The organism is Nocardia sp. NPDC059691 (assembly GCF_042733915.1).
In the GTDB taxonomy this organism is placed as follows: domain Bacteria; phylum Actinomycetota; class Actinomycetes; order Mycobacteriales; family Mycobacteriaceae; genus Nocardia; species Nocardia sichangensis.
The window spans coordinates 199,147-212,246 of record NZ_JBHWFB010000002.1 but is presented as its reverse complement, the minus strand read 5'-3'; the positions used below and the strand labels follow the sequence as shown (position 1 = coordinate 212,246).

The window sequence follows — 13,100 nt, the reverse complement described above, 5'->3', positions numbered from 1 at the left end:
GTCTTATCCGGAGAGATGGAAGTTGCCGGAGGTGCCGTAGATGGCCAGCGAGATCAACAAGGTCACCGTGACCACCGCGACCAGCGAGGTACGCACCGCGTTGCCCACCGCGACACCCACGCCGACCGGCCCGCCCGCGGCGTTGTAGCCGTAGTAGGTGTGGATCAACATGACCGCCAGTGCCATGAAGATCGCCTGGGCGAAGGACCAGAGGATGTCGCTCGGGATGAGGAACGTGGAGAAGTAGTGGTCGTAGACGCCCGCCGACTGCCCGTAGATCACCACGGTGGCGAACCGGCTGGCCAGGAACGAGGCGATTACCGCCAGCGCGTAGAGCGGGACGATCGCGATCATCCCGGCCAATACGCGGGTGCCCACCAGGTAGGGCACCGGCCGGATCGCCATCGACTCCAGCGCGTCGATCTCCTCGGCGACCCGCATCGCGCCCAATTGCGCGGTCGAACCGGCCCCGATGGTGGCCGCCAGGCCGATGCCGGAGATCACCGGCGCCGCGATCCTGACATTGATGAACGCCGCGAAGAAGCCGGTCAGCGCCTCGACGCCGATATTGCCCAGCGAACTGTAGCCCTGCACGGCGATGGTGCCGCCCGCGAAGAGGGTCAGGAACCCGACGATCACCACCGTGCCGCCGATCACCGCCAGCGCGCCCGTGCCCATGCTGATCTCGGCGATCAGCCGGATGGTCTCGGTCCGGTAGTGCACCAGCGCCCGTGGAATGGCGCCGAGCGCCTGGGCATAGAAAACGGCATGCTTTCCCACCGAATCGAGCGAGTCCGACATCCGACGCACCCGTCGAACGGTACGGGGGAAGCGGGATTCGATTACGAAGGCCATCGGATCACCGCGCCGTGAACTTGATGCCGACGGCGGTGACCACCACGTTCACGACGAACAAGGCCATAAAAGCGAAGACTACGGTCTGATTCACCGCATCACCGACACTCTTGGGTCCGCCTTTGACATTAAGGCCCAGATAGCAGGCGACCAGTCCGGCGATCAGCCCGAACAATCCGGCTTTCACCTCCGAAATGATCAGCTCGGGCAGATGGGTGAGCAGCGTGATGCCATTGACGAACGCGCCGGGGTTCACGTCCTGCAGAAACACCGAGAAGAGAAATCCGCCGACGATGCCGATGGTGCACACCAGGCTGTTGAGCATCAGTGCGACGAACATCGAGGCGAGCACTCGGGGCACCACCAAGCGGTGCACCGGATCGATGCCCAGCACCCGCATGGCGTCGATTTCCTCGCGGATGGTGCGTGCGCCGAGGTCGGCGCAGATCGCGGTCGCGCCCGCCCCCGCGACAATGAGCACGGTGACGATCGGCCCCACCTGGGTGACCGCACCGAACGCCGCACCCGCTCCGCTGAGGTCGGCCGCGCCGATCTCCCGCAACAGAATGTTCAGCGTGAAGCTCACCAGAACGGTGAACGGAATGGCCACCAGCAATGTCGGCACGATCGATACTCGCGCGATGAACCACGACTGATCGATGAACTCGCGCCATTGAAAGGGTCTGCGCACGCTGGCGCGTGCGACATCGGCGGTGAGTTCGAAGAATCCGCCGACGGCCCGCAACGGCACGGCAAGGACCTCGTTCATCCGCGATCCTCCTTGCTCACCGGCGACACAGCACACGGCGCGAATCTCACCGTGGCCGCACCGCCGGAACGATTAGAACATGTTCACCGTGTTGCCGGTAGCACTTTTCACACATTTGAAGTGCAATTTTTCGAAAGATCGGCATATAAATTTGGAACCGGTGTCAGCGAGTGATGATCCCACCTTTGTGAGGTGAGACATAACCCGTCCCTATGTCTACCAAGCACCGATCCCATGATCAACAGTTGGACAGCTGATCAGTTGCGCGCTCGCGGCGAGCCGCCGCGGCTCACCCCAACTCGGTCAGCGAAGAGGCCGAGAAGGTCCGCCCATCGGGGCGATCGGCGAAGTAGCCGCCCAGCGTGTCGGCCAGATCCCGCGGCGACCACTCCCCCGCGGCCGCGTCGAACCGATGCTCGACGACGGGCGCCGCCATGAGCGCCACCATCCCCCCGTAGACGACGAACAGTTGCCCATTGACCGCGTCGGCCGCGGGCGAGGCCAGATAGGCCACGAGCCGGGCCACGTGATCGGGCGACAGCGGATCGGGCTCCCCCTCCGGCGCGGGACTGAACACCGTCTCGGTCATCGCCGTGCGCGCCCGGGGCGCGATCGCGTTGGCGCGCACGCCGTAGCGCGACAGCGCCCGCGCTGCCGAAAGGGTCAGCGCGGTGATGCCCGCCTTCGCGGCGCCGTAGTTGGCCTGCCCCTCCGGGCCCAGCAAGCCGGCTTCCGAGGAGGTGTTGACCAACCTGCCGTAGACCGGCGCGCCCGCCTGCTTCGACTTGCCGCGCCAGTAGGCGGCGGCATTGCGCGACAGCAGGAAATGGCCGCGCAGGTGCACCGCGAGCACCGCGTCGAAGTCCTCGTCGGACATGTTGAACAGCATCCGGTCGCGGGTGATGCCCGCGTTGTTGACCACGATGTCGACCGAGCCGAACGACTCCTCCGCGGCGCGGATCAGCGCGTCGGCGGTGGCGCGCTCGGCGATGCTGCCCGCGACGAACTCCGCCTTGGCGCCGAGCGCCCGGATCGCGCCGAGCGTGTCGGCGACCGCGTCGGACTCCGCGAGATCGTTGACCACCACGGACGCGCCGGCCCCGGCCAGCGCGAGGGCTTCGGCCCGCCCAAGTCCGGCGCCGCCGCCGGTCACGATCGCTACTCGGCCCGCCAGGCTCAGATCATTGCTCACGCGGCCGACTCTAGAACGTGTTCCAACTTACGGCAAGAGTCCTTCACTGCAGCCGCAGCGCCGCCTTGGGGCACTGCGCGACGGCATCCTGGACATCGGCGAGCCGATCGGCGGGCACATCGGCGTTCGCGATGTGCAGCACGTCCTCGTCATCGAGTTCGAACACGTCGGGGGCGATTCCGACACATATTCCATTAGCTTCGCACTGGTCTGGATCGACACTGATCTTCATGGCAACTCCTATACCACCACTCTGGCCGAAGCCTAACAAGCCGATCCGCTCCACCGGGGCGTCATCGGGAGGATTCAGTATCAATACTGGAACATGTTTCAGTCCATATGCAATGATCGGGGGAACCCGATCCAACGAAGCATGAGGTATAGCCATGCGCATTGCGTACACGCCGCAACAGGAGCAGCTGCGCGCGGAACTGCGCGACTACTTCGCGCGGCTCATCACCCCCGAGCGCCGGGAGGCCCTGAGCGCGCAGACCGGCGAGTACGGGCAGGGCAACGTCTACCGCGAGGTGGTCCAGCAGATGGGCCACGACGGCTGGCTGGCGCTGGGCTGGCCCAAGGAGTACGGCGGCCAGGATCGCCCCACCATGGATCAGCTGATCTTCACCGACGAGGCCGCGATCGCGGGCGCGCCGGTGCCGTTCCTGACCATCAACTCGGTGGCGCCCACGATCATGCACTACGGCAGTGAGGAGCAGAAGAAGTTCTTCCTGCCCAAGATCGCGGCCGGTGAACTGCACTTCTCCATCGGCTACTCGGAGCCGGGCGCGGGCACCGATCTGGCCAGCCTGCGCACCACCGCGGTGCGCGACGGCGACGACTACGTGATCAACGGCCAGAAGATGTGGACCAGCCTGATCGCCTACGCCGACTACGTCTGGCTGGCGGTGCGCACCGACCCGACCGCCAAGAAGCACAAGGGCATCAGCATGCTCATCGTGCCGACCACCGCCGAGGGCTTCTCCTGGACGCCCGTGCACACCATGGCTGGGCCGGACACCAGCGCCACCTACTACCAGGACGTGCGGGTGCCCGCGAGCGCGCTGGTCGGCCAGGAGAACGGCGGCTGGGCGCTGATCACCAATCAGCTCAACCACGAGCGCGTCGCGCTCACCTCGGCCGCGCCGCTCGCGCTGGCCCTGCGCCAGACCGTCGAGTGGGCGAGCAACACCAAGGCCGGTGACGGCTCCCGCGTGATCGATCGCGAATGGGTGCAGCTCAACCTGGCCAAGGTGCACGCCAAGGTCGAGTACCTCAAGCTGCTGAACTGGGAGATCGCCAGCCGGGCCGACGCGGGCGGCGACGCGGCTCCGCGCCCGTGGGATGCCTCCACCTGCAAGGTGTACGGCACCGAGCTGGCCACCGAGGCGTACCGGTTGCTCATGGAGGTGCTCGGGCCGCAGGCCTACCTGCGCCAGGACTCCCCCGGCGCGGAACTGCGCGGCCGTCTGGAGCGCATGCACCGCGCCGCGCTCATCCTGACCTTCGGCGGCGGCACCAACGAGGTGCAGCGCGACATCATCGCCATGACCGCCCTCAAGCAGCCTGCCGCGGCGCGCTGATCGAAAGCAGGTAGAACGCTATGGATTTCACCCCCACCGAAGCCCAACTCGATCTCGGCCGGCTGACCGGCGAGGTGTGCGGCAAGCTCGTCACCGCCGACCGGCTGCGCGAACTCGACACCGCAGACGAGCGATTCGATCAGCAGCTGTGGAACTCGCTGGCCGAGACCGGCGTGCTCGCGGCCGCGCTGCCCGAGGCGGTCGGCGGCAGTGACCTCGGCTCGCTCGAGCAGACCGCCATCCTGCGCGAGCTGGGCAAGCACCTCGCGGCCGTGCCGTACCTGTGGTCGATCGCGCTCGGCGCGGGCGCGCTGGCGCGGTTCGGTTCCGCGGCGCAACAGGAGCTGGCCACCCGGGCGGGCGCGGGCAGCGTCATCCTGACGGTCGCGCTGGCCGAGGAGCGCAACTGGGAACCCGCCGCACCCACCACCACCGCGGTGGAGACCGAGGACGGCTGGCGGCTGACCGGCGCGAAGACCACCGTGCCCTTCGCGAACCGGGCCGAGCGAATTCTGGTGCCCGCCACCGTCTCAGGGATCACCGCGGTGTTCCTGGTCGATCCCGCGGCGGCGACCGTGACCGCGCAGCAGGTGGTCGACCGTAGCCCCGAATTCGCGGTCGAACTCACCGATACCCCCGCCGAACTCGTCGGCACGGTGGACAGTGGCGTGGAGATCCTGGACTGGATCCTCACTCGCGCCTGGCTCGGTCTGAGCGCCCTACAGCTCGGCACTCTGGAACGGGCGCTCGAGCTGGTCGCCGACTACGCCAGGGAGCGTGAGCAGTTCGGCAAGGCGGTCGGCAGCTTCCAGGCGGTGGCGCAGCGGCTCGCCGACGCCTACATCGACGTCCAAGGCCTGCGCCTGGCGGTCACCCAAGCGGCATGGCTGCTGTCGGAGGACCTGCCCGCCGCCGAAGCGGTGCACACCGCCAAGTTCTGGGCCGCCGACGCGGGCCACCGCGTCGCGCACACCGTCGTCCACGTGCACGGCGGCGTCGGCATCGACCGCGACCACATCGCGCACAACTACTTCACCGCCGCCAAACACAACGAGTTCGCCCTCGGCGCGGGCACCGACCACCTCCGCGCCCTCGGCGCGTTGCTGGCAGGCTGAGCGCGGCACGGCAGACCGATCGGCCCGCACGACAGCACGTCGTGCGGGCCGATTTCGTTGCGCCTCAGGCGACTCGCCGGTTCAGCTCCGCGCTGACCCGCAATACGTGGTCGGCGGCGTCTTCGAACGCCGCTCGGCGCTGGTCGAGCGCATTCGCGCCGCAGCCATGGACATGCGGCCACTCTGTCGCGGAGCAGCAGGGATCGTCGGCCGTCATTCGACCGTACCGCCCCGTACCAGCTGATTTCACTCAGTCGGGATGGACGTCAGGTAGCGCTGGAGGGTGGGCGCGACCTCGGCGATGATCTGGTCGCGGGTCAAGGCTACGACCGGGGGCAGGCACAGGACATAGCGGCACAGGGCGAGGCCGAGCATCTGCGTGACGATCAGACCTCCCCTGCGTGGAGCGTCGGCGGGATCCCCGAAACGCAGGACGGCGGGCAGTATCTGCTGGGTGAAGATGGCGCGGACGCGTTCGGCCACGGCCTCGTCGGTGATCGACGAGCGCAGCAGCGTCAGCAGCACCTCCCTGTTCGGCTGCTCTTCCCAGATCTCGAAGAAGCGGCGCACCAACTGCTCCCCCAGGGTGTCCGGGTCCGCGGAGCCGAGGTCGGGCAGATCGAGACGGACGTCGACCGCCGCCGCGAAGAGGCCGTCTTTGCTGCCGAAGTACCGCATGACCATGGACGGGTCTATGTCCGCGTCCGCGGCGATGGCGCGGATGGTCGCCTTGCGGAAACCTTCGGCGGCGAACCGCGCGCGGGCCGCCTCCAGAATCGCCGCACGCGTCGCGTCCGAGCGGCGAGCAGGGGGTTGATCAGGCTCTACGGTCATGCCAACAAGTGTAGGCCAACAACTGTTGACTTCCTAGCGCCAGCCGCGCTACGGTTATGTCAACAAACGTTGGCCTACAAACGTTGACCTGAGGAGTTCCGATGAACGCCACCCCGAACCCGCTGCCCGCCGCCACCTCCGTCGTGATCGTCGGCGCGGGTCCCGCCGGACTCACCGCCGCCATCACCCTGGCCGACGCGGGGGTGGATTTCGTCCTGCTGGACCGGCTGAGCGAAGGCGCGAACACCTCGCGCGCCGCGGTCGTGCACGCCAGGACGCTGGAAGTACTCGAGCAGCTCGGCATCGCGGACGAACTGGTCGCGACGGGCGACATCGTCGCGCGCTTCACCGTCCACGACGGCGGGCACACCCTGGCGACCATCGGGTTCGACGGGCTGCCGACCCGCTACCCCTACACCTTGATGACACCGCAGGACACCACCGAGGCGGTGCTGCTGAAGCGACTGCGGCAGGCGGGCGGGGAGGTCCAGCGCCCATACCAGGTCACCCGGGTGGCGGAGGAGAACGACGGCGTCACGGTCGAATACACCGACGAGGCGGGCGCGCCGGGCAGCATCCGCGCGGACTACGTCATCGGAACCGACGGCATGCACAGCATCGTCCGCGAGCAGGCGGGCATCGGATTCACCGGCGCGACCTACCCGGAATCCTTCGTCCTCGCCGACGTGCGGATGGACTGGCCGATCGCGCGCGACGAAGTGGCCCTGCACCTTTCACCGGAGGGCGTCATGGTGGTCGCGCCGCTGCCCGACGAGAAGGAGCCGAACCGCTTCCGCGTGGTCGCCACCCTGGAAACGGCGCCCGAGCACTCGACCGCGGAGGACATCCAGAAGCTTCTGGACGCCCGCGGCCCCGGCGGCACGGTGGGCGTGCACGAAGTGCTGTGGAGCTCGCGCTTCCGCGTGCACCACCGCGTCGCCGACCACTACCGCAGCGGCCGCATCCTGCTCGCGGGCGACGCCGCCCACGTGCACAGCCCGGCGGGCGGCCAGGGCATGAACACCGGCATCCAGGACGCCGCCACCCTCGGCCCGCTCCTGACCCGCGTGCTGGCCGGCGAGCCGGACACCTTGCTGGACGACTACGAAACCACCCGCCGCCCCGTCGCGCTGGGCGTCGTCTCGTTCACCGACCGCATGACCAAGATGGCAACGCTGCACGCCCGCCCCGCCCGCACCGTGCGCAACCTGGTCCTCAGCACTCTGTCCCGCATCCCCACCTTCCGCCACCGCCTCGCCTACCAACTGTCCGAACTCGCCAACCGCTGATTCGGCGCGAAACGTAGTCGGCCACCGTTGCGGACAACGGTGGCCGACCGGGCGGATGAACCTACTTCCCGCTCGCCACGGCGTTGTCGTCGGCGGGACGGGAGAGGGCCTGTTCCTTGGCCCAGCGGTAGTCGGGCTTGCCCGCGGGTGAGCGCTTGATCTCGTCGACGAACCACAGGCTGCGGGGGAGTTTGTAGGGCGCGATCTCCTGGGTGAGCATGGGGCGCAGCTCCTCGAGGGTGGGGCGGGAATCGCCGCGGCACTGCACGACCGCGACCACGCGCTGGCCCCAGCGCTCGTCGTCGATGCCGACCACGAGCGCGTCGAAGATCTCCGGGTGGGTCTTGAGCGCGCCCTCGACCTCCTCGGGGTAGATCTTCTCGCCGCCGCTGTTGATGCTGACCGAGCCGCGGCCGAGCATGGTGACCGTGCCGTCCTCCTCGACGCGGGCGAAGTCGCCGGGGATGGCGTAGCGGACGCCGTTGAACTCCTTGAAGGTCGCCGCGGTCTTGACCTCGTCCTTGTAGTAGCCGAGCGGGATGTGCCCGCGCCGGGCCAGGATGCCGACCGCACCGGAGCCGGGCTGCACGGGATTGCCGTCCTCGTCGAGCACCTCGGTGGACGCGTCGATCTTCACGCGCGGCCCTCCGGTGTGCGTCGCGCCCTTGGCGACGATGGCGATACCGCCGAAACCGGTCTCCGAGGAGCCGATCGAATCGGAGATCATCCGGTTGGGCAGCAGCTCGAGGAACTGGTCCTTGAGCGCGGGCGAGAACAGCGCCGCGCTGCTGGCCATCACGTACAGGCTCGAAAGATCGTAGGGCTGACCGGTTTCCGGATTGCCCTCGATCAGCGCGTCGAGCATCGGGCGCGCCATGGCGTCACCGGTGATGAAGATCAGGTTGATCTTGTGCTTGTCGATGGCCCGCCACACGCCGTGCCCGGAGAACTCCGGGAGCATCACGGCCTTGCCGCCGCCGAACAGGCTGTGAAACGTGGCCCACTGCGCCCCGCCGTGAATCATCGGCGGGATGGGGAACCGCACCATCGGCGGACTGCCCGCACCCACCTTGGCCAGCTCCCACTCGTCCTGGACGTATTCACCGGTGATGAAGTTGATGCCCGCGCCGAGCACGCGCCAGACGTCCTCCTGACGCCACATCACGCCTTTGGGCATGCCGGTGGTGCCGCCGGTGTAGACCATGTACAGGTCGTCCGGGGAGCGTTCACCGAAGTCGCGCTCGCCGGAGGACTGCGCGATCACCGCTTCGTATTCCACCGAATCGGCTGCGGTGGGAATGGTGCCGGTCGTATCGTCGTCGACGACGATGACGGTGCGCAGCTGCGGGGTCTTGGAACGAACGGCGGCGACCCGGTCGCTGTAGCGCCGCTCGTGGATCAGCGCGACCATGTCCGAGTTGTCGAAGATGTATTGCAACTCGTTCTCGACGTAACGGAAGTTCACGTTGATCATCACGGCCCGCGCCTTGAAGACCGCGACCATGGCCTCGACGGCCTCGATCGTGTTGCGTGAGTAGATACCCACCTTGTCGCCCGGCTGGACTCCCTGTTCTTGCAGGTAGTGAGCGAGACTGTTGGCCCGCTCCTCCAACTGGGCGTAGGTGACCTCGCGGCCGTCGTCGGCCAGCGCGACGCGGTCGGGCATCAGGTCGATGGCATGTTCGACAAGGTCCGCTATGTTGTAGCTCACAGCCATAAAAATAGAACGTGTTACTGTTTCTGACAAGGCTCGAAGTCAGGAGAATCAGCGATGCCGCACTGCCTCGTCGAGAAGCGCGACCACGTCCTCATCGTCACCATGAACCGGCCCGAGGCGCGCAACGCGCTGTCCGGCGAGATGATGGCGATCATGAAAGACGCCTGGAACCAGGTGGACGACGATCCGGACATCCGGGTCGCGATCCTGACCGGCGCGGGTGGCGCGTTCTGCGCGGGCGCCGATCTCAAGGGCATGACCTCCGAGCACCCCGGCGACACCATCGACGGCGGCGGCTGGAATCCGGCCAAGCTCGAGGCGCTGCTCAAAGGACGCAGGCTGACCAAGCCGCTGATCGCGGCGGTCGAAGGCCCCGCCATCGCGGGCGGCACCGAGATCCTGCAAGGCACCGACATCCGCGTGGCCGGAGAGAGCGCGAAATTCGGCGTGTCCGAGGCGCGTTGGGGCCTGTTCCCGCTGGGCGGCTCGGCGGTGCGGCTGGTCCGCCAGATCCCTTACACCGTCGCCGCCGAGATTCTGCTCACCGGACGGCACCTGACCGCCGCCGAGGCCAAGGAGATCGGCCTGATCGGGCACGTGGTGCCGGACGGCACGGCGCTGGACAAAGCGCTGGAGATCGCGGGGCAGATCGCCGCCAACGGCCCGCTGGCCGTGCAGGCCATCCTGCGCACCATCCGCGAGACGGAGGCCATGCCGGAGGAGGACGCCTTCCAGATCGACGCCAAGCTCGGCATGTCCGTATTCCGCTCGGCCGATGCCAAGGAAGGGCCGCGCGCGTTCGCGGAGAAGCGCAAGCCCTCTTTCACCGGGAACTGAATTCCCGGATCGAGCCCTACGCCCCCGATGCGCGACCAGTGCACGCGCATCGGGGGCGACCCCTCGCCGGGCTCAGTTCGCGCCCGGGTAATCCATCCAGAACGGCTCCCACTGGTGACCGTCCGGGTCGATGAAGGTGCGGCCGTGCATGCCCACCTGCGCCTCCTGCGCCCGCTTGTCCTCGTTCACCTCTTCGGTCGCGCCCGCGGCCAGCGCGGCCTCGGTCAGGCTGTCGACCTCCTCGGCGCTGCCCAGCGCGAGCGCGTACGCGGCGTTGATCGCCGCCTTCGTGTCCGCCACCGGACGCTTGCTGAACGTGGTGAAGAAATCCCTGATGAGCAGCATCAGGCAGATGTTGTCATCCACCACGATGCAGGCCGCGTTGTCGTCGGTGAACTCCTGGTTGACCTTCCAGCCCAGCGCCTCGTAGAACGCCATCGATCGGTGCAGATCGGCGACCGGGAGATTGATGAAGATCATCTTGCTGCTCATGGCCTCTTCCTCTCGAGCAAATTCTTTTCGTGTCACCGGATATGACGGTCCGCGAGCGGTCGATTCATCGCCGCGACGACCGTGACACGTCCCACAGGCCGCACAGGTTTAATGATCTTGATCAGCGCGGCGCTCGAGTTGAAGAGCCTGTTTCTTGTCGGTGGCCTGTGGCAGGGTGACCCCCATGACCGACTCGCCAGCCTCCCCCGCCGGCCTCGCTCCCGATCTGCTCGCCGCGTTCGAGACCCATCGCAGGGAACTCTGCGCGTACGCCTACCGCATGCTCGGCTCGTCCTTCGAAGCGGAGGACGCGGTGCAGGAGACCCTCACCAGGGCGTGGAAGTCCTACGACTCGTTCGAGGGCCGCGCCAGCCTCCGCTCCTGGCTGTACAAGATCACCACGAACGTCTGCCTGGACATGCTCGACGGTCCGCAGCGCCGCGCCCGGCCGATGGATCTGTCCGGTCCGTCGCGGCCGGATTCGCCGTTGCCCGCGCCCCAACCGGATTACGTCTGGATCGAGCCGATCCCGAACGCGCTGGCCTTCGGCGCCGATCCGGCCGAGCACGCCAGCGCCAAGGACACGCTGCGCCTGGCCTTCGTCGCCGCCTGCCAGCACCTGCCCGCCACCCAGCGCGCGATCCTGATCATGCGCGAGGTGCTGCGTTTCTCCGCCAACGAGACCGCCGAGGCGCTCACCATGTCGCCCGCGTCGGTCAACAGCGCGCTGCAACGAGCGCGCGCCACCATGTCGAAGGTCCAGCCCGCGGCCAACGACACCTACGACGAGACCGACGAGGACCAGCGCAAACTCGTCGACGGTTTCGTCAAGGCGTTCGAGGCCTACGACATGGACACCCTCACCTCGCTGCTGAAAGCCGATGTGGCGCTGTCCATGCCGCCGATCGAGCTGTGGATCTCCGGCCCGGAGAACGTGGCCGCGTTCATGCTCGGCCACGGAAGCGCCTGCCGCGATTCGCGACTGGTCCGGCTGGAAGGCGCCAACGGCCTGCCCGCCTTCGGCCACTACAAGCCGAGCGACGAGCCGGGCGTGTGGGTGCCGTGGTCGATCACGGTGCTGGAACTCGACGGCGACACCATCGCCGGACTGAACTTCTTCCTCGACACCGAGAAGCTGTTCCCCCTGTTCGGCCTCGCGCCTGAACTGCGCGAGAACGTTTGATCCGGAACGCACGAATGACCCTCCGCGATCAAGGTTGGGAGCCGGTCACGCCGGTTGGTTCCCGCGGTGAATTCACATGGCGCGTCTGGTGCGACGCACGACGGCCACCGGAAGCCGATCTCATGGGCTGGCCGGAGGATGCAGATTTCCTGGCAACCTTCGTGGAGGTCACCAACGGCGAGGGCCGCCTGGATTCCGGCGGCATCGGCGGTGTTCGCGAGCCCGGCGAGCAACTGCGGTACTGCGTCGGCGGTCGTGACGGTTTCCCTGAGATCGTTGCCGTCCGGGTGGCGCAGGATCGGGCGGGCATCCTGGTCGAGACGACGCGGCGGTCCATCGAGGTCGATGCCGCTGAGCTCGGTGAACCGCACTATGGGATGCGATTTTTCGCGATGCCGCTCGATGACCAGGAGCGTCTCGTCGCCGTCGTCAGTGGCGACATCCGGCAGGAACATATCGCGCTGTCGGCCCGCTGACCCGACTCGCGAACCACGACCCCCCCGGGCCGAGAAGGTCCGGGGGTTTCGTCGTTGCAGACCCGATAACCCTGCTTGCGTGGGGGAGCCGGAGCTGCGGCTACTCCAGCGGTCCCGGTGCTGTGCGCTGTGATCGCCGGTGTGATCCACGTCGAGGTGCATCTCTGCGCCCCGACCGAAGTTGACGCTGTGGGGGGGCGGTGGCCCCTCCCGCACGCCGACCGGTGAGCGTCGGAAGACGCGAACTGCGTGCGGGATGCTCAAAGCGCTGCTCAGTGCATGCGTGGCGAGTCCGGATACAGACGCGCGGTATCCGGCACCATCCGTCCGGCGTCGATCAAGGTTTGCCGTGCGGCTGCCTTCCGGGGGCAGCCATCGGCGCGGCATCCGCGATGGCGCTGCATCGTTGCGTGCGCTTCGGGCACGCTCAGCGGGTGCTCTGGTGCCTCATGCGGCCAGCCTGTCGGCCATAGGCCCATGTCGGCGGATTCGGCGGCCTGGGCGGCGCGGATACGGTCATGTCGCCGTTCGGCTCGCCACTCGGCCTGTACGCGATCGATGATCGCCTGCGGCGATGTCTCGTCCGGTTCGGCTTCCCTCCACCAGTTGAACCCCACCACTTCACCCCTGTCTGTCGGCTTTTGCTGGTGAGCACCCGACGCCGGGGAGTCGATGTAGGCACCGCATCAACCCGGCGGCGGGGCTGGTTATCAGCGTGGCGTCACCCTTGACGTTGTTGCAGTCACACGGTGCATACGGAG

The 13,100-nt window shown here is 67.5% G+C and carries 14 protein-coding genes; 6 read left to right on the top strand and 8 right to left on the bottom strand.

Going from position 1 to position 13,100, the window contains the following annotated elements; genetic code table 11:
- Positions 1-3: 3 nt before the first annotated feature.
- From ACFV2O_RS05365 to ACFV2O_RS05350, 4 genes are all read right to left on the bottom strand, one after another.
- Positions 4-855, bottom strand: a complete 852-nt coding sequence (locus tag ACFV2O_RS05365) for an ABC transporter permease (RefSeq protein ID WP_355076901.1) — start codon at positions 853-855, stop codon at positions 4-6.
- Positions 856-859: 4 nt separating this feature from the next.
- Positions 860-1,624, bottom strand: a complete 765-nt coding sequence (locus tag ACFV2O_RS05360) for an ABC transporter permease (RefSeq protein ID WP_355076899.1) — start codon at positions 1,622-1,624, stop codon at positions 860-862.
- A gap of 289 nt (positions 1,625-1,913) precedes the next feature.
- Positions 1,914-2,816 carry a 3-oxoacyl-ACP reductase gene (locus tag ACFV2O_RS05355; RefSeq protein ID WP_379250386.1) on the bottom strand — a complete coding sequence of 301 codons (903 nt, stop codon included), beginning with the start codon at positions 2,814-2,816 and terminating at the stop codon, positions 1,914-1,916.
- 43 nt (positions 2,817-2,859) lie between these two features.
- Entirely contained in the window at positions 2,860-3,048 is a 189-nt protein-coding gene (locus tag ACFV2O_RS05350) for a ferredoxin (RefSeq protein ID WP_355076896.1), read from the bottom strand.
- 154 nt (positions 3,049-3,202) lie between these two features.
- Between ACFV2O_RS05350 and ACFV2O_RS05345 the strand changes: the two genes are divergently transcribed.
- Both ACFV2O_RS05345 and ACFV2O_RS05340 read left to right on the top strand, forming a co-directional pair.
- Positions 3,203-4,396, top strand: coding sequence for an acyl-CoA dehydrogenase family protein (locus ACFV2O_RS05345; protein WP_356963637.1), 1,194 nt, complete (start codon positions 3,203-3,205; stop codon positions 4,394-4,396).
- A gap of 20 nt (positions 4,397-4,416) precedes the next feature.
- Positions 4,417-5,511 carry an acyl-CoA dehydrogenase family protein gene (locus ACFV2O_RS05340; RefSeq protein ID WP_355076893.1) on the top strand — a complete coding sequence of 365 codons (1,095 nt, stop codon included), beginning with the start codon at positions 4,417-4,419 and terminating at the stop codon, positions 5,509-5,511.
- Between the two features lie 246 nt (positions 5,512-5,757).
- Here the strand turns inward: ACFV2O_RS05340 and ACFV2O_RS05335 are convergent, their stop codons facing one another.
- Entirely contained in the window at positions 5,758-6,345 is a 588-nt protein-coding gene (locus ACFV2O_RS05335) for a TetR family transcriptional regulator (protein ID WP_379250385.1), read from the bottom strand.
- Positions 6,346-6,446: 101 nt separating this feature from the next.
- On the opposite strand from ACFV2O_RS05335, the gene ACFV2O_RS05330 reads away from it, so the two are divergent.
- Positions 6,447-7,634: an FAD-dependent monooxygenase gene (locus ACFV2O_RS05330; protein ID WP_379250384.1), complete on the top strand. Its 1,188-nt coding sequence runs from the start codon at positions 6,447-6,449 to the stop codon at positions 7,632-7,634.
- Between the two features lie 61 nt (positions 7,635-7,695).
- Here ACFV2O_RS05330 and ACFV2O_RS05325 read toward each other — a convergent pair whose 3' ends face one another.
- Positions 7,696-9,345: an acyl-CoA synthetase gene (locus ACFV2O_RS05325; RefSeq protein WP_379250383.1), complete on the bottom strand. Its 1,650-nt coding sequence runs from the start codon at positions 9,343-9,345 to the stop codon at positions 7,696-7,698.
- 60 nt (positions 9,346-9,405) lie between these two features.
- Between ACFV2O_RS05325 and ACFV2O_RS05320 the strand changes: the two genes are divergently transcribed.
- Complete coding sequence (locus ACFV2O_RS05320; RefSeq protein ID WP_355076882.1) at positions 9,406-10,188, top strand: crotonase/enoyl-CoA hydratase family protein; 783 nt, start codon at positions 9,406-9,408, stop codon at positions 10,186-10,188.
- Positions 10,189-10,260: 72 nt separating this feature from the next.
- Here ACFV2O_RS05320 and ACFV2O_RS05315 read toward each other — a convergent pair whose 3' ends face one another.
- Positions 10,261-10,680: a VOC family protein gene (locus tag ACFV2O_RS05315; protein ID WP_379250382.1), complete on the bottom strand. Its 420-nt coding sequence runs from the start codon at positions 10,678-10,680 to the stop codon at positions 10,261-10,263.
- A gap of 184 nt (positions 10,681-10,864) precedes the next feature.
- Here ACFV2O_RS05315 and ACFV2O_RS05310 point away from each other — a divergent pair, with 184 nt between their 5' ends.
- Both ACFV2O_RS05310 and ACFV2O_RS05305 read left to right on the top strand, forming a co-directional pair.
- Entirely contained in the window at positions 10,865-11,863 is a 999-nt protein-coding gene (locus ACFV2O_RS05310; RefSeq protein WP_379250381.1) for a sigma-70 family RNA polymerase sigma factor, read from the top strand.
- A gap of 122 nt (positions 11,864-11,985) precedes the next feature.
- Positions 11,986-12,339, top strand: coding sequence for a hypothetical protein (locus tag ACFV2O_RS05305; RefSeq protein ID WP_379250380.1), 354 nt, complete (start codon positions 11,986-11,988; stop codon positions 12,337-12,339).
- Between the two features lie 272 nt (positions 12,340-12,611).
- On the opposite strand, the gene ACFV2O_RS05300 is transcribed toward ACFV2O_RS05305, so the two are convergent.
- Entirely contained in the window at positions 12,612-12,956 is a 345-nt protein-coding gene (locus ACFV2O_RS05300) for a hypothetical protein (RefSeq protein WP_157170689.1), read from the bottom strand.
- Positions 12,957-13,100 lie beyond the last annotated feature (144 nt).

What these genes read in the sequence shown, in the direction of transcription:
- ACFV2O_RS05315 (WP_379250382.1), bottom strand. Translation starts at nt 10,680, where the DNA reads ATGAGCAGCAAGATGATCTTCATCAATCTCCCGGTCGCCGATCTGCAC.
- ACFV2O_RS05335 (WP_379250385.1), bottom strand. Translation starts at nt 6,345, where the DNA reads ATGACCGTAGAGCCTGATCAACCCCCTGCTCGCCGCTCGGACGCGACG.
- ACFV2O_RS05340 (WP_355076893.1), top strand. Translation starts at nt 4,417, where the DNA reads ATGGATTTCACCCCCACCGAAGCCCAACTCGATCTCGGCCGGCTGACC.
- ACFV2O_RS05345 (WP_356963637.1), top strand. Translation starts at nt 3,203, where the DNA reads ATGCGCATTGCGTACACGCCGCAACAGGAGCAGCTGCGCGCGGAACTG.
- ACFV2O_RS05305 (WP_379250380.1), top strand. Translation starts at nt 11,986, where the DNA reads ATGGGCTGGCCGGAGGATGCAGATTTCCTGGCAACCTTCGTGGAGGTC.
- ACFV2O_RS05350 (WP_355076896.1), bottom strand. Translation starts at nt 3,048, where the DNA reads ATGAAGATCAGTGTCGATCCAGACCAGTGCGAAGCTAATGGAATATGT.
- ACFV2O_RS05365 (WP_355076901.1), bottom strand. Translation starts at nt 855, where the DNA reads ATGGCCTTCGTAATCGAATCCCGCTTCCCCCGTACCGTTCGACGGGTG.
- ACFV2O_RS05360 (WP_355076899.1), bottom strand. Translation starts at nt 1,624, where the DNA reads ATGAACGAGGTCCTTGCCGTGCCGTTGCGGGCCGTCGGCGGATTCTTC.
- ACFV2O_RS05310 (WP_379250381.1), top strand. Translation starts at nt 10,865, where the DNA reads ATGACCGACTCGCCAGCCTCCCCCGCCGGCCTCGCTCCCGATCTGCTC.
- ACFV2O_RS05330 (WP_379250384.1), top strand. Translation starts at nt 6,447, where the DNA reads ATGAACGCCACCCCGAACCCGCTGCCCGCCGCCACCTCCGTCGTGATC.
- ACFV2O_RS05320 (WP_355076882.1), top strand. Translation starts at nt 9,406, where the DNA reads ATGCCGCACTGCCTCGTCGAGAAGCGCGACCACGTCCTCATCGTCACC.